This window comes from Leucobacter weissii, from assembly GCF_017565745.1.
Taxonomy (GTDB): domain Bacteria; phylum Actinomycetota; class Actinomycetes; order Actinomycetales; family Microbacteriaceae; genus Leucobacter; species Leucobacter weissii.
In genome coordinates this window covers 205,483-226,710 of the sequence record NZ_JAGDYM010000009.1, presented here as the reverse complement: position 1 = coordinate 226,710, position 21,228 = coordinate 205,483, and the positions used below count along the sequence as shown (strand labels likewise).

The 21,228-nt window shown below is 71.2% G+C and carries 18 protein-coding genes; 15 read left to right on the top strand and 3 right to left on the bottom strand.

From position 1 onward, the window contains the following. Positions 1-2 precede the first annotated feature (2 nt). On the top strand, positions 3-494 hold the full coding sequence (def, locus tag J4H92_RS08680; RefSeq protein ID WP_208097777.1) for a peptide deformylase: 492 nt from the start codon (positions 3-5) through the stop codon (positions 492-494). 104 nt (positions 495-598) lie between these two features. Here the strand turns inward: def and J4H92_RS08675 are convergent, their stop codons facing one another. After that, entirely contained in the window at positions 599-2,431 is a 1,833-nt protein-coding gene (locus tag J4H92_RS08675) for an AMP-dependent synthetase/ligase (protein WP_208097776.1), read from the bottom strand. A 161-nt stretch (positions 2,432-2,592) separates the two neighbouring features. Here J4H92_RS08675 and J4H92_RS08670 point away from each other — a divergent pair, with 161 nt between their 5' ends. Then, positions 2,593-3,294, top strand: a complete 702-nt coding sequence (locus J4H92_RS08670; RefSeq protein WP_208097775.1) for a 1-acyl-sn-glycerol-3-phosphate acyltransferase — start codon at positions 2,593-2,595, stop codon at positions 3,292-3,294. A 54-nt stretch (positions 3,295-3,348) separates the two neighbouring features. Then, positions 3,349-4,695: a class II 3-deoxy-7-phosphoheptulonate synthase gene (locus J4H92_RS08665; protein ID WP_208097805.1), complete on the top strand. Its 1,347-nt coding sequence runs from the start codon at positions 3,349-3,351 to the stop codon at positions 4,693-4,695. A gap of 25 nt (positions 4,696-4,720) precedes the next feature. Here J4H92_RS08665 and pknB read toward each other — a convergent pair whose 3' ends face one another. Next, complete coding sequence (gene pknB, locus J4H92_RS08660; protein WP_208097774.1) at positions 4,721-6,652, bottom strand: Stk1 family PASTA domain-containing Ser/Thr kinase; 1,932 nt, start codon at positions 6,650-6,652, stop codon at positions 4,721-4,723. 129 nt (positions 6,653-6,781) lie between these two features. Here pknB and J4H92_RS08655 point away from each other — a divergent pair, with 129 nt between their 5' ends. Continuing rightward, on the top strand, positions 6,782-7,129 hold the full coding sequence (locus J4H92_RS08655) for an Rv2175c family DNA-binding protein (RefSeq protein WP_208097773.1): 348 nt from the start codon (positions 6,782-6,784) through the stop codon (positions 7,127-7,129). A 50-nt stretch (positions 7,130-7,179) separates the two neighbouring features. Here the strand turns inward: J4H92_RS08655 and J4H92_RS08650 are convergent, their stop codons facing one another. Further along, positions 7,180-8,280, bottom strand: a complete 1,101-nt coding sequence (locus J4H92_RS08650; RefSeq protein ID WP_208097772.1) for a polyprenyl synthetase family protein — start codon at positions 8,278-8,280, stop codon at positions 7,180-7,182. A 67-nt stretch (positions 8,281-8,347) separates the two neighbouring features. On the opposite strand from J4H92_RS08650, the gene J4H92_RS08645 reads away from it, so the two are divergent. The 11 genes from J4H92_RS08645 (at position 8,348) to J4H92_RS08595 (ending at position 21,182) form a co-directional block, all read left to right on the top strand. Continuing rightward, entirely contained in the window at positions 8,348-8,725 is a 378-nt protein-coding gene (locus J4H92_RS08645; RefSeq protein WP_208097771.1) for a DUF3040 domain-containing protein, read from the top strand. 321 nt (positions 8,726-9,046) lie between these two features. Further along, positions 9,047-9,478, top strand: a complete 432-nt coding sequence (gene mraZ, locus J4H92_RS08640) for a division/cell wall cluster transcriptional repressor MraZ (protein WP_208097770.1) — start codon at positions 9,047-9,049, stop codon at positions 9,476-9,478. A gap of 114 nt (positions 9,479-9,592) precedes the next feature. After that, a complete protein-coding gene (rsmH, locus tag J4H92_RS08635; protein WP_208097769.1) occupies positions 9,593-10,579 on the top strand; it encodes a 16S rRNA (cytosine(1402)-N(4))-methyltransferase RsmH in 987 nt (328 codons plus the stop codon). Further along, on the top strand, positions 10,576-11,220 hold the full coding sequence (gene ftsL / locus J4H92_RS08630; protein WP_208097768.1) for a cell division protein FtsL: 645 nt from the start codon (positions 10,576-10,578) through the stop codon (positions 11,218-11,220). The genes rsmH and ftsL overlap by 4 nt, the downstream gene beginning before the upstream one ends. Before the next feature lie 61 nt (positions 11,221-11,281). Next, the gene (locus J4H92_RS08625) at positions 11,282-13,081 is read left to right on the top strand and encodes a peptidoglycan D,D-transpeptidase FtsI family protein (RefSeq protein ID WP_208097767.1); all 1,800 of its coding nucleotides are present in this window, start codon (positions 11,282-11,284) and stop codon (positions 13,079-13,081) included. A 58-nt stretch (positions 13,082-13,139) separates the two neighbouring features. After that, positions 13,140-14,720 carry a Mur ligase family protein gene (locus J4H92_RS08620; RefSeq protein ID WP_208097766.1) on the top strand — a complete coding sequence of 527 codons (1,581 nt, stop codon included), beginning with the start codon at positions 13,140-13,142 and terminating at the stop codon, positions 14,718-14,720. Continuing rightward, positions 14,717-16,162, top strand: coding sequence for a UDP-N-acetylmuramoyl-tripeptide--D-alanyl-D-alanine ligase (locus J4H92_RS08615; RefSeq protein ID WP_208097765.1), 1,446 nt, complete (start codon positions 14,717-14,719; stop codon positions 16,160-16,162). The genes J4H92_RS08620 and J4H92_RS08615 overlap by 4 nt, the downstream gene beginning before the upstream one ends. Next, a complete protein-coding gene (gene mraY, locus J4H92_RS08610; RefSeq protein WP_208097764.1) occupies positions 16,159-17,241 on the top strand; it encodes a phospho-N-acetylmuramoyl-pentapeptide-transferase in 1,083 nt (360 codons plus the stop codon). The genes J4H92_RS08615 and mraY overlap by 4 nt, the downstream gene beginning before the upstream one ends. Next, positions 17,238-18,893, top strand: coding sequence for a UDP-N-acetylmuramoyl-L-alanine--D-glutamate ligase (murD, locus tag J4H92_RS08605; RefSeq protein WP_341783043.1), 1,656 nt, complete (start codon positions 17,238-17,240; stop codon positions 18,891-18,893). The genes mraY and murD overlap by 4 nt, the downstream gene beginning before the upstream one ends. Continuing rightward, on the top strand, positions 18,856-20,097 hold the full coding sequence (locus J4H92_RS08600) for an FtsW/RodA/SpoVE family cell cycle protein (RefSeq protein WP_208097763.1): 1,242 nt from the start codon (positions 18,856-18,858) through the stop codon (positions 20,095-20,097). The genes murD and J4H92_RS08600 overlap by 38 nt, the downstream gene beginning before the upstream one ends. Continuing rightward, a complete protein-coding gene (locus J4H92_RS08595) occupies positions 20,094-21,182 on the top strand; it encodes a UDP-N-acetylglucosamine--N-acetylmuramyl-(pentapeptide) pyrophosphoryl-undecaprenol N-acetylglucosamine transferase (protein ID WP_208097762.1) in 1,089 nt (362 codons plus the stop codon). The genes J4H92_RS08600 and J4H92_RS08595 overlap by 4 nt, the downstream gene beginning before the upstream one ends. The last annotated feature ends 46 nt before the right edge of the window (positions 21,183-21,228 follow it).

The window sequence follows — 21,228 nt, the reverse complement described above, 5'->3', positions numbered from 1 at the left end:
GCGTGACGGTCCGAGACATCCGTCTCTTCGGCGACCCGGTGCTGCGGACCGTCTGCGACCCCGTCGAGGAGATCGACGAGGGGGTCCGCGCGCTCGTCGCCGATCTGTGCGAGACCGTGGCGTTCGACGGGCGGGCGGGCCTCGCCGCCACCCAGATCGGGCGCACGCAGCGCGCCTTCAGCCTCCACATCGACGGCGAGGTGAGCTACGTGCTCAACCCCGAGATCGTGGACCTGGGCGGCGAGCCCGTTCCCACGGGCGAGGGGTGCCTCTCGGTGCCCGAGCTGTGGTTCGAGGTGATGCGGTACCCCCGCGCCACCGTCCGCGGCGTGGATCTCGACGGACGAGAGGTGGTCATCGAGGGCGAGGGGCTGCTCGCCCAGGCGCTGCAGCACGAGTGCGATCATCTCGACGGGAAGCTCTACATCCAGCGCCTCGACCGGGAGACCCGCGGGGAGGCGATGCGCCGCATCCGCGCTTCCGACTGGTTCTGAAGCCGCCGTTCCCCGAGCGTGTCGCGGGGAACGACGGCTCCGCCCCTTCGACAGGGGTTCCTGAGCCTGTCGAAGGGCTCGGGGGCGGACCTCTCCGCCGCGCCTCAGCGCGCCGTCGTCACGGTCTCGGTCTGAGGGTTGTCGCCGTAGATCTTCGCGATCTCTCCGGCGTAGTCGCGCAGGATGTTGTCCCGCTTGATGCTCATCTTCGGGGTGAGGTGCCCGCTCGCCTCGGTGAACTCGGTCGGCAGGATCACCCATTTGCGGATGGACTCGGCGCGCGAGACGTGCGCGTTGCCGTGATCCACGGCCCGCTGCACCTCGGCGATGACGGCGGGGTGGGCCGCGGCCTCCTCGAGGGTCATGTGCTCGTCGTGGCCCTGGTTCTTCAGCCAGGTGGGCAGCATCTCGGTGTCGAGCGTGATGAGGGCCGCGATGAAGGGCTTCTGATCCCCGACCACCACGATCTGGCCGATGAGCGGGAACGCGCGGATCGGATCCTCGAGTCCCGCAGGCGCGACGTTCTTGCCGCCCGCCGTGACGATGATCTCCTTCTTGCGCCCCGTGATGGTGAGGTAGCCGTCATCGTCCAGGGCGCCCAGGTCGCCGGTCCGGAAGTAGCCGTCCTCGGTGAACACCGCCGCGGTCTCCGACGGATTCTGCCAGTACTCCTTGAACACCGCCGTGCCCTTCACCTCCACCTCGCCGTCCTCGGCGATGCGGAGGCTCTGCCCCGGCAGCGCGGGGCCGACCGTGCCGATCTTGAACTTGTCGGGGAGGTTCACGCTGACGGGAGCCGTCGTCTCGGTGAGTCCGTAGCCCTCCAGCACCTTGATGCCGAGGCTCTGGTAGAAGTGGCCGAGGTAGTGGCTGAGGGGCGCAGAGCCGCTCACCGCGTACTTCACGCGGCCGCCCATGGCCGTGCGCAGGGTCGAGAAGACCAGCCGGTCGAAGAGCTTGAACTTGAGGCTCAGCAACAGCGGTACCCGGGATCCCGCCATCACGTGCTCGCTGTGCTTCACGGCCGTGCCGGCGGCAGCGCGGAAGATCCTGCCCTTGCCGCCGGCCTCCGCCTTCTGCTCGGCCGAGTTGTACACCTTCTCGAAGACCCGCGGAACCGCGAGCAGGAAGGTGGGGGAGAAGCTGCCGAGCGAGGGCAGCAGCTTGGTGGTGTCCGGCTGGTGCCCGACTCGCACGCCCGCGTGCACGGCCAGCACCGAGATGAACCGCGCGTACACGTGCGCGAGCGTGACGAACAGCAGGGTGGAGGCGCCGGGCTCGTTGACCACCGAGCCGAGCGCGGCCGCCGAGTTGCGGGAGAGGTCGACGAAATTCGCGTGCGTCAGCACGACGCCCTTCGGGCGGCCGGTCGAGCCGGAGGTGTAGATGAGCGTGGCGACGTCCGTCGCGACGGCGATAGAACGGCGGCGCTCGATCTCCGCGTCCGGCACCTCGGCGCCCCCGGCGACGAACTCCGCGAGCGCCCCCCGGTCCAGCCGCCAGGCGAACTCCAGACCCTCCACCTCGTCCCTGATCTCGTCGAGACGGGCGGCGTGATCGCCGCTCTCGGTGATGACGCCCCGGACCCGGGAGTCCTCGAGCACCCAGTGCAGCTGCAGCGCCGAGGAGGTCTCGTAGACGGGCACCATGACGGCGCCCGCGTAGTGGAGCGCGAAGTCGATGAGCGTCCACTCGAACGAGGTCTTGCAGACGAAGGCGATGCGGTCGCCCGGTTGCACCCCGGCGGCCACGAGGCCCTTGGCGACCTCGACGACGCGAGCGCGGAACTCGACCGCGGTCACGTCGCGCCAGCCGTCGCCGTCGGGCGTCGCGAAGAGCACCCGATCCGGTGTGGCGGCCACCCGCTCCTCCAAGAGGTCGGTGACGTTGTCGTCTGGCGCCGTCGGCACGATCAGCGGCGTCTCGGTAACGTTCACGGCAACTCCTTCGATACCTGTACCAGAGGTCTCAGCCCGGTGCGCTTCGCGCCGACCGGTCTTCTTCAGACTATACGCACGCCGGGCCGCCCGCCCGTGAACGACGTGGCGTATCTACAATTCGATAGGGTGAGTCGGACGGAAAGGGAGGTGGTGACGCAGTGATCTACTGGTTTCTCAAGCACCTGGTGATCGGGCCGCTCCTCAAGACGATCTATCGACCCTGGGTGGAGGGCGCTGAGAACCTGCCCTCCACGGGTCCGGTCATCATCGTCGGCAACCATCTCTCGGTCATCGACTCCTTCTTCATGCCGCTGATGGTCGACCGCCGGATCTCCTTCCTCGCCAAGAGCGACTACTTCACCGGCAAGGGGATCAAGGGCTGGTTCACCAAGACATTCATGCTCGCCGTCGGACAGATCCCCATCGATCGCTCCGGGGGCAAGGCCAGCGAGGCCTCGCTCAACACCGGTCTCGCCGTGCTCGAGCGCGGCGAGGTGCTCGCGCTGTACCCGGAGGGCACGCGCAGCCCCGACGCCCGCCTCTACCGGGGCCGCACGGGCGTGGCGCGCCTGGTCCTGGAGTCCGGAGCGGTCGTCGTGCCCGCGGTGATGATCGACACCGAGAAGTGCATGCCGATCGGCGCGAAGTTCCCGAGGATCCGGCGCATCGGCACGGTGATCGGCGAGCCCATGGACTTCAGCCGCTTCGCGGGGATGTCGGCGGATCGCTTCGTGCTCCGCAGCGTCACCGATGAGATCATGGTCGAGATCCAGCGCCTCGGCGGCCAGGAGTACGTGGACGTCTACGCCAGCAGCGTACGCAATGCCAAACCGGCGGTGACGGCGGCCGCGCCGGGATAGAATGGTCCGGTTGCCATCGACTTGGAAAGCGGGCGAGAAGTGAGTGAGCAGACCGTGACGGGTGTCCCCTTCGAGGCGTCGGGCCTGGACTCCTATCGTGCGCTCGAAGCGAAGCAGCAGCCGACCTGGCTGGACGCGGGCGCGGTGGACGCCGCGGTCGCGGAACTCGCCGCCCAGCCGCCGCTGGTGTTCGCTGGCGAGGCGGATCAGCTGCGGGAGAGGCTCGCCGCCGCGGCCAGGGGAGAGGCCTTCCTGCTGCAGGGGGGCGACTGCGCCGAGACCTTCGCCGCCGCCACCGCGGACAAGATCCGCGATCGGGTCAAGACCGTGCTGCAGATGGCGGTCGTGCTGACCTACGGCGCCTCGATGCCGGTCATCAAGGTCGGGCGCATGGCGGGGCAGTTCGCGAAGCCGCGCTCGAGCAACACCGAGACGCGAGACGACGTGACGCTGCCGGCGTACCGCGGCGATCTGGTGAACGGCTACGATTTCACCCCGGAGTCGCGCGCGGCCGATCCCTCTCGGATGGTGCGCGCCTACCACGTGTCGGCGTCGACGCTCAATCTGATCCGCGCCTTCACCCAGGGCGGATTCGCCGATCTGCGGCAGGTGCACGCCTGGAACCAGGGCTTCGTCTCGAACCCCGCGAATCAGCGGTACGAGGCGCTCGCAGCCGAGATCGACCGGGCGCTGCGCTTCATGGAGGCCTGCGGCGTCGAGAGCTCGGCGCTGACGCAGACGGAGTTCTACGTCAGCCACGAGGCGCTGCTGCTCGACTACGAGCGCCCCCTGGTGCGCATCGACTCGCGCACGGGAGAGCCCTACGGCACCTCCGGGCACCTGCTCTGGATCGGGGAGCGCACGCGCGATCTCGACGGCGCGCACGTGGAGTTCCTCTCGAAGCTGCGCAACCCGATCGCGGTGAAGCTGGGACCGACCGCCACCGTGGACGACGCGCTGCGCTTGATCGACAGGCTCGACCCCGATCGCGAGCCGGGACGCCTCACCTTCATCACCCGGATGGGGGCGGGCAGGATCCGCGATGCGCTGCCGCCGCTGCTCGCGGGGGTGCGCGACGCCGGGGCGCTGCCGCTGTGGGTCACCGACCCGATGCACGGCAACGGGATCACCAGCTCGACGGGCTACAAGACGCGCCGTTTCGACGACGTCATGGACGAGCTGCGGGGCTTCTTCGAGGCGCACCGCGAGGTGGGCACCTTCCCGGGCGGCATCCACGTCGAGCTCACCGGCGACGACGTGACCGAGTGCCTCGGCGGATCGGAGAACATCGACGAGGCGGCGCTCGCGACCCGCTACGAGTCGCTGTGCGATCCTCGCCTCAACCACATGCAGTCGCTGGAACTCGCCTTCCAGGTCGCCGAGGAGCTCAAGCGCAGCTGAGCGACCCGGCGACAGAGGCGCCGGATCAGAAGTCCAGGGACACGCGCGCCCTGACGACGACCTCGGTGCCGGCGGGCACCCGCTCGCCCGCCGCGGGCTCCGTTCCCGTCGCCCTCGCGAAGTCCCGGAAGGTCTCGAGCACCCCCGAACTCGGCGAGAAGCCCGCCTGCTCCAGCGTGTCGATCGCCTCCTGCAAGGGCAGCTCGGCCACGTCGGGGATCTCGAAGAGCTCCGGGCCGAGCGAGATGCGCACCCCCACCCCGTCGCCCACGCGGAGCTCTCGCCCGGGATCGACCATGGCGATGACGCTCCCCTCGGGCACCTCGCCGTGGTGCTCCTCGACGTTCGCGTCCGCGTCGACGGAGAGCCCGACCGCTTCCAGCGACTCCGTGGCCGCCTCCACCGTCTGCCCGGCCACGTCCGGCACCGATCCGGCCGAGACGATCAGATCGATGCGCCCCTGCTCGGAGTAGGTCTCGCCGAGCCCCTTGCCGTTCGAGCCGAGCGCGAGGATCACCGTCCCGCGCTCGCCCCCGTCGAAGCGCTCCTCGACGACCTCGCCCACGCGGAAGCGGGCCTCCTCTATCGCGCGCTGCGCCTCCTCCAGCGGGAGGCCGTTGAGGGTCGGCACGTCGAGTTTGGCCGGCCCGGTCGATCGGCAGAGCGTGACCGTCGACTCGCGATCGACGCGGCTGCCGGCCGCGGGTTCGGTGCCGACGGCGCGGCCCTTCTCGACCTCCAGGCTCGAGCACTTGTCGGTCTCCACCGTGAGGGACAGCTCCTCGAGGGTGAGCGTGGCCGCGTCGAGCTCCTCTCCCGCGACGTCGGGGACGGTCACCTGCGAACCCGGCCCCTGACCCCACCACCAGCCGACTCCGCCGGCGAGCGCGATCAGGACGACGAGCGCGGCCGCGAGCCAGCCGCCGCGCCGGGCACGGCGGGCGCCCGCCCGGCGAGCCCGATCGACGGCTGTGGCGGGGGCGGACGAGGGCCGTTCCGCGGAGGGGGCCGTCGACGCCTGGAGCGCGCCCTGCTCCGCGCCGCTGAGCACCGTGGTCGAGGGGGTCGTCGTCCCGATCGCGCCGGTGCGCGGGAGGATCCTCGTGTCGCCCGGCCCCCCGCCGTTCCTGATGGCGCGCAGCGCCTCGAGCGCCTGGGCGGCGTCGAGCGGCCGGAGGGAGGGGTCGCGCTCCGCGCACCAGCGGACGAACTCGTCAAGCTCCGGCGGGGTCTCCGGGGCGAGGCTCGACGGCGCGGGCACGTCGGAGTGCGCGTGCTGGTAGGCGATCTGCATGGCCTGCTCGCCTCGGAAGGGCTGGCGGCCGGTCAGCATCTCGAAGGTCATGATGCCGAAGGCGTACACGTCGCTGCGCTCGTCGGCGATGCCGCGGGTGACGAGCTCCGGGGAGAGGTAGGCGATGGTGCCGAGCAGCGCCTGTCCCGTCGTCGTATTGGCGCTGACCGCGCGAGCCAGCCCGAAGTCTCCGATCTTGATGCGCCCGTCGTCGGCGAGCAGCACGTTCTCCGGCTTGACGTCCCGGTGCACCAGCCCGGCCGCGTGGGCCGCGGCGAGGCCGGAGAGCACCGCCTCTCCGATCTCGAGGGTCTGATCGACCGTGAGCCTTCGCTGCTGCTTCAGCAGTTCGCGGAGCGTGATGCCCGGCAGGTACTCCATCACGAGGTACGGCACGCCGCCGTCGGCTCCCTGATCGAAGACCCCGACGACGTTGGCGTGGCCGAGCATGGCCGCGCTGCGCGCCTCCCGCTCGAAACGGCGGGTGAAGTTCTCGTCCTCCACGAGGTGCTGATGCATCACCTTGATGGCGACCCGGCGCTGCAGGCGCAGATCGTTGCCCAGATACACCATCGCCATCCCCCCGCGCGCGATGCGGGAGCGCACGAGATACCGTTCATCGAGCGTGCGCCCGATGAACGGATCGGAGGGGACGGAGTTCACGCGCCGATTCTATGGAACAAAACCGTTCGCGAACGGACAGCGCGCCGCACGGAGCGAGACACCGCGAGCGGACCGCGTCGGGACCGGCGAATATCCGGCGCACCGCGCGAGGTGCCCTAGAATGCTGGTGTGCCCGAGAACGAGCCGACGCGAACCGAGTATCTGACCATCCCCGAATTGTGCGAGCGGTGGGAACTCACGCCCGGGAAGGTGCATCGGCTCATCGAGGATCACCACCTCGCAGCTGTCCGCATCGAGAACGTCCTGCATGTCCCGGCGGAGTTCGTCGCGGACCACGAACCGCTCAGTTCCCTGCGCGGCACGCTGCTGGCGCTGCTGGACGCGGGATACTCCAACGACGAGGCGGTCGCGTGGCTGCTCGGGGAGAACGAAGAGCTCGGCGAGCGCCCGGTGGCGGCGCTCAGAGCGGGCCGCAAGAGCGCCGTCAGGCGCGCGACACAGGCGCTGGCCTTTTGACGCAGACGGCTCCGGCCCTTTCCGCACGGGCACCGGCCTGCTGACCCGCGTCAGGCGACGCGCCGGGTGGATCTGCGCGCGAGGTCGATGAGCCGCTCCTTGGCTCCGACGTCGAGCGGCGCGAAATCGAGCGACGCCTCCGCGCGGTCGATGTTGCGGGCGATCATGTCCTCCACTCGGCGCACCGCTCCGCTGTCGCGGATCGTTCGCTGCATCATCTCGATCTGCTCCGCCTCCAGCGTGGGATCGCCGAGCATCTCGTCGAAGAGTCGGCGCTGCGTATCCGGAAGCGAGGTGCGGGAGAGGGTGACGAGCACCGTGCGCTTCCCCTCCAGCAGATCGTCGCTCGCAGGCTTGCCGGTCAGGTCGCTGTCGCCGAACACGCCGAGCAGATCGTCGCGGAGCTGGAACGCGACGCCCACGGGGAGCCCGAACTCGGAGAGCGCGCCCTCCTGCTCCTCATCCGCGCCCGCGAGGGCCGCGCCGATCAGCAGCGGAGCCTCCACGCTGTACTTGGCGGACTTGTAGACGAGCACGAGCGTCGAGCGCTCGAGCTGCTGCTGCTCGGGCGCGAACTCGGGCTGCTGCTCCTCGAACACGTCGAGGTACTGGCCCGCCGCGACCTCGCTCCGCATCCGGTTGAAGTGCTCGCGGGCGGCGCGGCCGGCCGCGGCGGCCGCTCGGTCGCAGGCCCGCTGCATCAACTCGTCGGCCCACGACTGCAGCAGGTCTCCGAGCAGGATGGCCCCGGCGAGGCCGAAGTGCTCGGCCGAGCCGCGCCAGCCGGCGTCGTCGTGCAGGGAGGCGAAATGGCGGTGGGCGGACGGGCGCCCCCGTCGAGTATCGGAGCGATCGATCACGTCGTCGTGGATCAGCGCGGCGGCGTGGAAGAGCTCCAGCGCGCAGGCGGCGTCGAGCACCACCCCGAGCTCGCCGCTCGGCTCGCCGAAGACGTCGAGCGGGCGCACCGCCCGATATCCGAGCACGGCGAAGCGCGCGCGGAGCCGCTTGCCGCCCGCAAGATAGTCGGCGGCCTCGTCGAGCAGCGGGGCGATATCCGCGCCGAGCGGCTGCAGCTCGCCGCGATGGGCGGCGAGCGTATCGTCGATCCGCTCCTGAATGAGCCCTGCGAGTCGCGTCGTTTCCTCCACGTCGCCTAGCCTAGCCGGGTTCCGCTGGCGTAGACTGGTGGGAAGACCACGGGACCGGGAGGTGAAGATGGGACTGTCGGAACGCGAGCAGCAACTGCTCGACGACATGGAGCGCCGGCTTTACCAGAGCGAGGCGGACGTGATGCGTGCGGCTTCGAACCCGACCCGCCGCGTCAGCATCCGTTCCCTCGTGCTCGGGATCCTGTGCGGAGTCGTCGGCATCGGCGTGCTCCTCACCGCGGTCTCCGCTCAGCAGTGGTGGCTGGGGCTCATCGGTTTCGTGGCGATGCTCGGCGGCGCGGTGCTCGCCTTCACGAAGACCGAGGCTCCCGGCGTCTCCGATGGAGAGGCGCGCAGGCCCTCCGCCTCCGGGCCGTCGGCCTCGGAGAGCTTCAGCGATCGGATGGAGCGCCGCTGGGATCAGCGGATCGAGGGTGAGCGCTAGCCGAAACGCACGGCGTTTCGGGTGGCGCTCGGTGCCGCCCGCGGCGGCAGCCTACGGAGCGCAGCGAGAGATGGAGCGCTGATCGCGCACGCGGCCTGACCGGCCGCACCCCTGAATCAAGGGCGGTGGATGATTCCACCGCCCTTTTTCGTGCGCCCGGATCGGCGGCGGCGGCGCGGTCGAGGGGCGCGGTGGGGAGAAGTGGAGCAAAAAGTGGAGGAAAAATGGTGAAAGTGGGGGAAAGTGGAGTAAAGTGGCGCTAAGACCCGCGGCGGACGGGTCTCGAATCGTCGGTCGAGCACCGCGGGGAAGGAGGCGCCGATGTTCCTCGGCACCTACACCCCGAAGCTCGACGAGAAGGGGCGCTTCATCCTGCCGGCGAAGTTCCGGGAGGAACTGGCCGAGGGTCTGGTCGTCACCAGAGGGCAGGAGCGCTGCCTCTACGTCTTCAGCGAGACCGAGTTCACCCGCATGCACGAGCGGATCCGCGAGGCGCCCATCACCTCCAAGCAGGGGCGCGACTATCTCAGGGTCTTCCTGTCCGGCGCCCACGCCGAGACGCCCGACAAGCAGGGCCGGTTCACCGTGCCGCCCGCGCTTCGGGACTACGCCGGGCTCGATCGGGAACTCGCGGTGATCGGCGCCGGCAGCCGAGCGGAGATCTGGGACGCCGGGGCCTGGCAGACGTATCTGGACGAGCAGGAGACCGCGTTCTCCGAGATCGAGGAGGAGGTGATCCCGGGCATGTTCTAGCGCCGGTACCCGTGGCCTCTCGTCTCCGCTCTCCCTGACGCGCTTCCCCTGCGGCAGGTCGACGGACGAGGGACCAGGGATCCCGGCCTCACGGACGACGCCCCGGAAGACATCATGGTCGCCTCACTCGCAGAACGATACGACGGTGCCGATCCCGGCGCGCTGCACACGCCGGTGATGATCGAGCGCTGTCTCGAACTGCTCGCGCCGGTCGCCGCGCGCCCCGGAGCGGTCGTCGTCGACGCGACCCTCGGCATGGGCGGCCACGGCGAGGCCCTGCTGGCGGCCCACCCGGGACTGACGCTGCTCGGCCTCGACCGGGATCCCGACGCGCTCGCGCTCGCGGCCCGCAGGCTCGACCGCTTCGGGGAGCGCGCGATCCTCCGGCACACCGTCTACGACGGTCTCGCGGAGGCCGCCGCGGCGGCGGGCCTCGACCGGGTCGACGGCGTCCTCTTCGATCTCGGGGTGAGCTCGCTGCAGCTCGACGACGCCGGGCGAGGCTTCGCCTACGCCCGCGACGCGCCGCTCGACATGCGGATGGACCAGACGACCGGGCGGACGGCCGCCGAGGTGCTCGCCGAGGAGCCCGAGGGCCGGCTGCGCGAGCTCTTCGAACGCTACGGGGAGGAGCCCCTGGCGGCGAGGTACGCGCGGGCGATCGTGGCCGCGCGGGCCGCGACGCCGATCGAGCGCAGTGCGCGGCTGGTCGAGGTGCTGCAGGAGGCCACCCCGGCGGCGCTGCGGGACCGGCGGCATCCCGCGAAACGGGTCTTCCAGGCGCTGCGGGTCGAGGTCAACGGCGAACTGGCCGCCCTGGAGCGCGCGCTCCCCGCCGCGCTGTCGTCGCTGGGCCGGGGCGGACGGATCGTCGTCATGAGCTATCAGTCGTTGGAGGACCGGCTGGTCAAGCGCGTGCTGGCCGAGCGGAGCCGCTCCACCGCCCCCGCGGGGCTTCCCGTCGAGCTTCCCGAGCACCGGCCCGAGTTCGCGCTGCTCACCAGAGGCGCCGAACGCGCCGACGCCGCCGAGCAGCATCGGAACCCCCGGGCCGTCCCGGCGCGCCTGCGGGCGGCCGAGCGAGTGCGGGAGGCGGCATGAGCGCCAGGGACAGCACCGCTCCCATCGAGCCGTTGTGGGCGCTGGATCCGGACCCCGTCGCGACGCATCAGCATGAGACCGACGCCTACTGGCTCGGAGCGCTCCCCGCCCCGACGCCCGCGCCGCGGCCGCAGCTGCGACCGGTTCCCGCCGCGCGCCCCGCGCGTCGCAGCGTCAGCCCGCTCCTCGCCGGCCTCGTCGCCGTCGCGATCATCCTCGCGACCTTCGCCGCTCAGCTCGGCCTGAGCATCGCGGTCTCAGAGGGAGCCTACGAGACCAGGGCCCTCGAACAGGAGCAGCGCGATCTGATGCGCGTCGAGCGCGTGCTCTCCCAGAACGTCGACAAGCTCGCCTCCCCGCAGAACCTCGCGGAGAACGCCGGGGAGCTCGGCATGGTGCAGAACGCGACCCCGGCCACGCTGCGGTTGAGCGACGGCAAGGTGCTCGGCAGCCTCGAGCCGCGCACCAGCGAGGTCGGCAAGAATCGCATCCCCAACGCCACGCTCGACCAGCTGCCGGTGGTGGACGCCGACGGGCTGCTCGTCTCACGGGACGGGGGACAGGCCGAGGCGGGTGCCGCTGATTCCGCCGCCTCGGCGGTACCGTGGCAGGGGACGCTTCCGGCCCCGGACACGCACTGAGCGATGCCCGCGGCCGGCCGCGAGCCGCCATCCGATCAGAGGCCGAAGGGGAGGGGACACGATGACGAGAACGCGCTCGGGCACCGCCCGCCGCCTCATCGCCCTGACGATCGTCGTCGTGGGCGCTCTGGTCTTCGCGGTCCGGCTCTTCGACGTGCAGGTCGTCTCCGCCGAGGAGCTCGGCGAGCAGGCCAAGGGGAAGCGCGCGGTGCCCATCGTGATCCCGAGCCTGCGCGGGGACATCGTCGACCGCAACGGGGAGATCCTCGGCACGACCGACGAGCGCTACGACGTGCAGCTCTCCCCGAAGAACACCCGGGTCGGCGGAGGATCGTTCTACCGTCCCGCCGATGAGGGGGGGATCGCCACGGTCCGGGTGACCTCGCAGCAGGCCTTCGCCGAGATCGGCGAGATCACCGGGCAGACGGCCGAGGAGATCGAGACGATCGTCGACGACGCGCTGGAGGAGGACCCCAAATCCGACTTCGCCTACGTGAAGCGGTCCGTCGACCTGACGACCCTGACCCGGCTCAAGGCGCTGAACATCCCGTGGCTCACCTTCGACAGCAATCACGCCCGCAGCTATCCCAACGGGGCGGTCGCGGGCAACCTCATCGGCTTCGCCGGAGCCGACTCGGAGCCGCAGGCCGGGGTCGAGCTCTCGCAGGACGCATGCCTCACGGGCATCGACGGCGAGGAGAGCTACGAGCGCGGAGCGGACGGCGTCGCCCTGCCCGGCAGCGTCGTCGTCACCCAGGAAGCCGTGAACGGCGGCACCGTGCAGCTGACCGTGGACCGCGATCTGCAGTGGGAGACGCAGCAGATCATCGATGCGCAGGTGAAGCGGGTCGGCGCCGAATGGGGGCTGCTCACGGTTGTCGACATCAGGACGGGGGAGCTCGTCGCCGTGGCCGAGGACGGCTCGGTGGATCCGAACGACGTCGACGCGGGCGATCCGACCAAGCGCGAGGCGCGGAGCTTCGTCGATCCCTACGAGCCGGGCTCCACGTTCAAGACGATCACGGCCGCGGCGCTGATCGACAGCGGCGCGGCGACCCCCGGAACCACGGCCTCGGTCCCGTCCACCTGGCGGCCCGAGGACGGCGTGGTCTTCAGCGACTCCTTCCAGCACGAGGCCATGCCCTGGACACTGGCGGGGATCATGCTGCACTCGTCGAACGTCGGCATCTCGATGCTCGGATCCAAGCTCGACGCGGAGACCCGCTACGACTATCTGCGGGCCTTCGGCATCGGCGAGTCGACGCGGGCCGGACTGCAGGTCGAGGACGCGGGCCTGCTCTACCCCCCGGATCAGTGGGATCGGCAGACCTCCTACAACACGATGTTCGGTCAGGGGCTCTCGTCGACGATCGTCCAGACCGCCGGGGTCTACCAGACCATCGCGAACGGGGGCGTGCGCGTGCCGCCCAGCGTCGTCGCGAGCTGCACCGGCGCGGACGGCTCGGTGCAGGAGCCCGAGCACGGCGAGGCCGTCCGCGTGGTCTCCGAGAAGACCGCAGATTCGATGATGCAGATGCTCGAGAACGTCGTGAAGCAGGGCTGGATCTCGGAACACGTCTCGATTCCGGGGTATCGCATCGCGGGCAAGACGGGCACCGCCGAGCAGGCGGACGGCCGCGGCGGCTACCGCGGCGACTTCGTGCACAGCTTCGCCGGGATCTTCCCCGCCGACGATCCGCAGTACGTCGTCGTGTCCTCGATCGCCTACCCCACGTCCGGCGACGGGGGCGTCGCGGCGCTCCGTTCGTTCCACGACGCCGCGGAGGCCACGATCCGAACCTTCCACATCCCGCCCTCCACCGGCAAGTACCGGAAGCTGCCGACGGGCGACGAGCAGTGATCCGGACGGGAGCGGCCCGGGCGCGGCCGCGCGGCGAGTGTCCTAGGATCGAGTGGTGATGAGCGGTCAGGCCGAGACGAGTATCCGACCGCGGGCTCCGCACGGCGCGGACCTGGGGCGCCTCCGGGAGCGCTTCGCGCTCGCGTTCGCCGACGGAGCCGACGGCCTCGTCGATGCCGCGGAGCGGGAGGTGCGCGGGGTGACGCTCGACTCGCGGGACGTGCGCGCGGGCGACCTGTACGCGGCGCTTCCGGGGGAGAGACGGCACGGCGCGGAGTTCGCCGCGCAGGCCCGGGAACGCGGCGCCGCCGCGATCCTCACCGACCCCGCGGGCGCGGAGCTGCTGCGCGAGGCAGGGACCGGCCTTCCCGTGCTCGTCTCCGAGGATCCACGCGGGATCCTCGGAGAGGTCTCCGCCGAGATCTACGGCACCGCGGGAATCGACGCCGCCGTCTTCGGCGTGACCGGGACGAACGGCAAGACCAGCGTGGTCTATCTGCTCGCCGAGCTGCTGCGCGCGGCGGGCCTGCGCGCGGGTCTGAGCTCGACCGCGGAGCGCCGGGTCGGCGACACCGCGATGACGAGCGGCCTGACGAGCCCCGAGGCGCCCGAGCTGCACGCGCTCCTCGCCCGGATGCGCGAGGAGCGCGCCGAGGCGATCGCGCTCGAGGTCTCCGCCCATGCGGTGGTCCGGCATCGGATCGACGGCGTGCGCTTCGACGTCGTCGCCTTCAACAACTTCTCGCAGGATCATCTCGACGACTTCGGCGACATGGAGAGCTACTTCCAGGCGAAGCTCGCCCTCTTCGCGCCCGAGCACGCGCGCCGCGGCGTCGTCGTGGTCGACTCCGCCCACGGCCGGCGTGTCGCGCGCGAGTCCCGGATCCCGGTGACCACGCTCGCCACGGAGTACGGCGCGGAGGCGGACTGGCATCTCGCGGTGACGGCTCAGGACATCGACGGCGTGGCGTTCGCGCTCCAGGGGCCGGGGGGAGCGCGGTTCCGGGGACGGGTGCCCGTCTTCGGGCGCTTCATGGCCGAGAACGCCGCGCTCGCGCTCATCATGCTGCACGAGGCCGGCATCGGCTTCGAGCGCATCGCGGCCGGCCTCGAGGGCACGGATCGCCAGGGCGGCCTCATCCCGGTCTACATCCCCGGTCGGCTCGAGGCGATCAACCCGTCCGGCAGCGGTCCGAGGTTCTACGTCGACTACGGGCACACGCCGGGCAGCTTCGCGGCCATGCTCGACGCGCTCGCCGAGGTGGCGGAGGGACGGGTGATCTTCATGTTCGGCGCGGACGGCGACCGCGACACGAGCAAGCGGGCCGAGATGGGCCGGATCGCCGCGACGGGCAGCGACATCCTGATCGTCTGCGACTACCACCCCCGCTCCGAGGACCCCGCGGCGATCCGCGCGCAGCTGCTCGCCGGAGCGCGAGCGGCGGGACGCGCGGAGCTGTACGAGGAGGGGGATCCGCGAGCCGCCGTCAGACTCGCCATTTCGCTGGCGCGGCCCGGTGACGTTATCCTGTATGCCGGCCCGGGGCACGAGGACTACCAGGAGGTCGAGGGGCGCAAGCTCCCCTACTCGGCACGAGACGAAGTACGCGCAGCACTGCGCGAGGCAGGACTGCTGTGATTGCACTCACCCTGGCCGAGATCGCCGACGCGATCGGCGGCCGATTGATCCCGGGCCGCGACGGAGCGGACGGCGGGACGGTCGTCGACGGCGACGCCCAGACGGATTCGCGGGAGATCGCCCCCGGCCAGATCTTCTTCGCCCGTCGCGGGGAGACGACGGACGGACACCGCTTCGCGGCGCAGGCGGTCGCGCGCGGAGCGCGGTTGCTCGTCGTCGAGCGCGAGCTCGACGATCACGAGTACCGTGCGGAGCAGGAGACGGACGATCGCGTCGCGCAGATCCTCGTCGACGACGCCACGCTCGCGCTCGGACGCCTCGCGACCGAGGTCGTCCGCCGCGTGCACGCGGGCGGCGGGCTCACCATCGTCGGCATCACCGGCTCCAACGGGAAGACCACCACGAAGAATCTGATCGCCGCGATGGCGGAGCGCGCCGGGCGCCGCACCGTGGCCTCCGCGAAGTCCTTCAACAACGAGGTCGGCGGGCCGCTCACCATGCTGCGGCTGCGCGCGGAGACGGAGATCCTGGTCGCCGAGATGGGAGCCAGCGCCGAGGGCGAGATCGCAAGGCTCACCGCGATGGCCCCTCCCGACATCGCGGTCGTGCTCTCGGTCGGACTCGCCCATGCGGGGGAGTTCGGGGGGATCGAGGCGACCTTCCGCGCCAAGAGCGAGATGGTGCGCGATCTGCCCGCTTCGGCGACGGCCGTGCTGAACCGCGATGATCCCCGGGTGGCCCGGATGGCGGAGCTGACGCGGGCGCGCGTGCGCTGGTTCGGCGCGCATCCCGAGGCCGAGGTGCGCGCCGACGACGTCGTCGCCGACGCCGAGGGCACCCGCTTCACGCTCAGGATCGGGGGCGAGGCCGCGGCGGTCCGCTTCCCGGTGCTGGGCGAGCATCACGTCTCGAACGCGCTCGCCGCCGCCGCCGTGGGGCACGAGCTCGGGCTGCCGCTCGACGCGATCGCGGCCTCCCTCGCGGCGACCGAGCTCGCCGGTCCCGGCCGGATGCAGGTGCTGGGCGGGCGCGACGGCGTCACGATCATCAACGACGCCTACAACGCCAGTCCGGATTCGATGAGCGCCGCGCTGAAGACCCTCGCGATGGTCGCGCGGCCCGACGCCCGCAGCGTCGCCGTGCTCGGGGCCATGAGCGAGCTGGGTGAGCTCTCCGGTGAGGCGCACGACCGCATCGCGCTGCAGATCGTCCGGCTGGGGATCTCCGAACTCGTGGTCGTCGGGGACGAGGCCCGCCGCCTGCACATCAGTGCGATCAACGAGGGGTCGTGGGCGGGGGAGAGCGTCTTCTTCGCCGATCACGACGAGGCGTTCGACTACCTCGAGCGGACGCTCGGGGCCGGCGACACGGTGCTCGTGAAATCGTCCAACGCCGCCGGCCTGCAGCGGCTCGGCGACCGACTCGGGGAGGCCTTCGCATGATCGCGCTGCTGTTCGCGGGCGGCATCTCCATGCTGTTCTCGCTGCTGCTGACACCGCTGTTCATCCGGCTGTTCACCCGTCTGCGCTGGGGGCAGTTCATCCGGGAGGACGGGCCGCAGTCCCACCACGCCAAGCGGGGCACGCCGACCATGGGCGGGCTCATCTTCATCTCGGGCTCGGTGATCGCCTACTTCCTCGCGAAGCTCCTGGCGGGAGAGCAGCCCACCGCGTCGGCGCTGCTCGTGATCCTGCTGACGGTCGGCCTCGGCGCGGTCGGCTTCATCGACGACTTCCTCAAGACCCGCAAGCAGCAGTCGCTCGGCCTCGGCGGCTGGGCCAAGATCGCGGGGCAGGTGGTCGTGGCGGTCGCCTTCGGTGTGCTCGCGCTGCAGTTCGCGAACGAACGGGGTCTCACGCCCGCCAGCTCCCACATCTCCCTCTTCCGGGAGCTGCCCTTCGACTTCATGTCGCTCGGCCCGGTGCTCGGCCTCGTCCTCTTCCTGCTCTGGATCATCCTGATCGTGACGGCGGCCTCGAACTCGGTGAACGTGACCGACGGGCTCGACGGGCTCGCCGGGGGCGCGTCGATCCTCGCGATCGGCGCCTACGCGGTGATCGGCTTCTGGCAGTTCAGCCAGCTGTGCGCCCGCCACATCGAACCGGGCTGCTACGAGGTGCGCGATCCGCTCGATCTCGCGGTGATCGCCGCGGCGCTCGTCGGCGGGCTGGTCGGCTTCATCTGGTGGAACGCCAACCCGGCCCACATCTACATGGGCGACACCGGCTCGCTGGGCCTCGGCGGGGCGATCGCGGCGTTCGCGGTCCTCAGCCACACCGAGCTGCTGCTGCTGCTCATCGGCGGACTGTTCGTGATCGAGTCGGGCTCGGTGATCGTGCAGCGGCTCTACTTCAAGATCACGCGGGGCAAGCGCATCTTCCTGATGAGCCCGATCCACCACCACTTCGAGCTCAAGGGCTGGGCCGAGACCGCCGTGGTGGTGCGATTCTGGATCGTGGCGGGCGTGTTCGTGCTCAGCGGTCTCGGGGCCCTCTACACGGAGTGGACGCTGCTGCAGTGAACGAGTCGCCCGTGCGCGCGCGGCCGGCGGCGCTGACGAGCTGGCACCACGATTGGAGCGGCCTGCGCGTCGCCGTCCTCGGCCTCGGCGTCACCGGCTTCTCGGTCGCCGACACCCTCGTCGAGCTGGGATGCCGGGTCCGCGCGATCTTCGGCCGCTCCGACCCCGAGCGCGAGCGGCTGCTCGACGTCATCGGGGCCGAGCGCTCCCGCCTCGAGCACGATGCCGAGCAGCTCGCCGATCTGCGGGCCTTCGCCCCCGACCTCGTCGTGGTCTCTCCCGGCTACCGACCCGACCACCCGCTGACGGTCTGGGCGGAGGAGGCCGGGGTCCCGGTCTGGGGCGACATCGAGCTCGGCTGGAGGCTGCGCGACAAGACGGATCGCATCGCGGACTGGATCTGCGTGACCGGGACCAACGGCAAGACCACGACCGTCCAGCTGACCGCGCACATGCTCGTGGCCGCCGGCCTGCGCGCCGCGCCGGTCGGCAACATCGGCGTGCCGATCCTCGACGCGCTCCGCGACCCGCAGGGCTACGACGCCCTCGTCGTCGAACTCTCCAGCTTCCAGCTCCACCGACTCCCCGTCGCGGGAGCCGGCAGCGTCTCGCCCTACGCGAGCGCCTGCCTGAACGTCGCGGCGGACCACCTGGACTGGCACGGCGCCGCGGCCGGCGTCGACGGCGGCACCGGCGCCGCGGCCGAGGCGTACGCCGCAGCCAAGGCGAAGGTCTACGAGAACACGCAGGTCGCCTGCGTGTACAACCGCGCCGACCCCGAGACCGAGCGCATGGTCGAGCGGGCCGACGTGGTGGAGGGCGCGCGCGCGATCGGATTCGGACTCGACTCGCCGCCGCCGAGCGGCTTCGGAGTGGTGCGAGACGGCGAGGGGGGCGGGATCCTGGTGGATCGCGGCTACCACGCCGACCGCTGGGACTCGGCCTACGAGCTCGTCACCCTGGGGGAGCTGGAGGAGCGCGGACTCGCCGCGCCGCACATGGTGCAGAACATCCTCGCGGCGGCGGCGCTCGCCCGGGCACGCGGGGTCGAGCCGAGCGAGGCCGCCGCCGCGATCCTCGGATTCACCGCGGACGAGCACCGGGTGCAGCGCCTCGGCGAGTCCGCGGCGCTGCCCGGCGTCCGTTGGGTCGACGACTCCAAGGCGACCAACGCGCACGCCGCGGACGGCGCCCTGAGCGCCTTCGACCGGGTCGTGTGGATCGTCGGCGGGCTCCTGAAGGGCACCGACCTCTCCGCCCTCGTCGAACGGCACGCGCATCGCCTGCGCGGAGCGGTGGTGATCGGCGCCGAGCGGCAGACCGTGCTCGCCGCGCTCGAGCGACACGCACCCGAGGTGCCGCGGATCGAGGTGGTCCCGGTGCAGACTGAGGGAACGATGACCGAGGCCGTTGCGGCTGCGGCATCGCTCGCGCAGGCGGGCGACACCGTGCTGCTGGCTCCGGCCGCGGCGTCGATGGATCAGTTCGCGAGCTATGCGGAGCGGGGCCGGCGATTCCAGGCCGCGGTCCGCGCGCTCGGCTCCGAACCGCACGATGACACGGAGAACGACGCGGCTGAGGTCGAAGCAGCAGGGACCGGTGGAGGTGACGCGGATGACGACGACGCAGCACCCGCGCGCCGCGGCGGCTGACGGGGCCGAGAACGCCGCGGGGGAGCGGAAGGCCTCGGCATTCGCGAGGATCCGGCTCGGCGGCGCGCTGAGACTCGTCTCCGACCCCAACGTGGTGCTGCTCTACGCCATCACCTTCCTCCTGGTGGGCATCGGACTCATCATGGTGCTCTCCTCCTCCTCGATCACCTCCTACCTCGCGGAGGACGGTTTCTTCGGAGGGTTCTGGCGCCAGGCGAGCTACGCCCTGATCGGCATCCCGCTGATGCTCCTCGCCGCAGCGATGCCGATCCGGGTCTGGAAGCGCTGGGCCTGGTGGCTGTTCGCGCTGGGGCTCGGGCTGCAGACCCTGGTGTTCACCCCGCTGGGGATCGACGCCTTCGGCAACCGCAACTGGATCCAGATCGGATCGTTCAGCGGGCAGCCCTCCGAGATGCTGAAGCTCGCCCTGGTGATCTGGATCGGCACCGTGCTGCTCGCGAAGCAGCGACTGCTCGGCTCGGTGAAGCACGAGCTCATCCCGGTGGTCATTCCGGGCGCGCTGCTGGCGCTCGGACTCGTGATGCTCGGGCACGACATGGGGACGACCCTTATCATGGGCGCCGTCGTGATCGGCGCCATGTACTTCGGCGGCGTCAGCTGGCGCTCGCTCGCCCTGGTGATCGTCGGCGCGCTCGGCGCGGTCGTCTTCTTCGTGGTCACGAGCCCCAACCGCATGGCCCGCATCCTCGGCCACGCGAGCGACACGAGCGACTACAGCGGCCTCGACTGGCAGCCGCTGCACGGGCTCTGGGCGCTCGCCGGCGGCGGTCTGTTCGGCGTCGGCCTCGGGGGGTCGAAGGCGAAGTGGTCCTGGCTCCCCGCGGCCGACAACGACTACATCTTCGCGATCATCGGCGAGGAGCTGGGGCTCGTGGGCGGGCTGCTGGTGATCGCCCTCTTCGTCGTGCTCGCCGTGGTGATGCTCCGCGTGATCGCGCGGGCGCGCGACCGCTTCGGCCGTGCCGTCGTGGGCGGCATCATGGTGTGGATCGTGGGCCAGGCCTTCGTGAACATCGGCGTGGTGATCGGCGTGTTCCCCGTGCTGGGGGTGCCGCTGCCGCTGATCAGCTCGGGTGGCACGGCGCTCATCGCCTGCCTGATCGCGATGGGCGTGGTGGTATCGGTGGCGCGCGACGGCGCGGCCGCCAGGATCGAGCAGCAGCAGAGGGATGGGAACGGATGACCGCGTATCTGCTGGCCGGAGGGGGCACGGCCGGGCATGTGAATCCGCTGCTCGCGCTGGCCGACCGCATTCGAGCGGTCGAGCCGGAGGCGGAGATCGCCGTGCTCGGCACCCGCGAGGGGCTGGAGGCCCGGCTGGTGCCCGAGCGCGGGTACGAGCTGCGGACGATCGAGCGCCTGCCGTTCCCGCGCCGTCCCAGCCGATACGCCCTCGGCTTCCCGAGGCGGTACCTGCGCGCCGTGGCCGAGGTGCGCGAGCTGATCCGCGACCGCGGCGTGGACGTCGTGGTCGGCTTCGGCGGGTACGCCTCCGCGCCGGCGTATCGCGCGGCGAAGCGGGAGGGCGTTCCGTACGTCATCCACGAGGCCAACGCATTGCCGGGGCTCGCCAATCGGCTCGGCGCGCGCGGCACGCCGTGGGTGGCGGTGACGTTCGCCGGCACGCCGATCCGCGGGACGGGCGGCGAAGCCAGAACCACCGGTATGCCGCTGCGGGCCGAGATCGCGGGGCTCGATCGTGCGGCGCTGCGCGACGAGGCGCGGCGCCACTTCGGGTTGGATCCCGCGCGCCGGACGCTGCTCGTGACCGGCGGGTCGCTCGGGGCGCGCGCCATCAATCGCGGGATCGCGGGATCCGCGGCGGAGCTCGTGTCTGCCGGCGCCCAGGTGCTGCACATCTGGGGCGGCCTGACCGAGATCGAGGATCCGGGCGTCGCCGGCTACACGGTGCTGCCGTACTGCGATCGCATGGACCTGGCCTTCGCCGCGGCGGATCTGGTGGTCTCGCGGGCCGGTTCCGCCACGGTCAGCGAGATCGCCGGTCTCGGTGTGCCCGCGGTGTTCGTGCCCTACGCGACCGGGAACGGGGAGCAGCGGCGCAATGCGGCCGGGGTGGTGGAGGCCGGCGGCGCGCTGCTCGTCGACGACGCGGAGCTGACGCCGCAGTGGGTGCGCGGCACCCTGATCCCGCTGCTGCTCGACGACGCGCGGCTCGCCGAGATGTCCGAGCGCGCGAGGTCCGCGGGCGCGCTCGACGGCACCGAGCGGCTCCACGAGCTCGTCCGCGAGGCTCTGGCCGATCGCTGAGACCGATCATCGCGCTCGCTCAGGTGGATGGGGGAGTTCTGCCGGA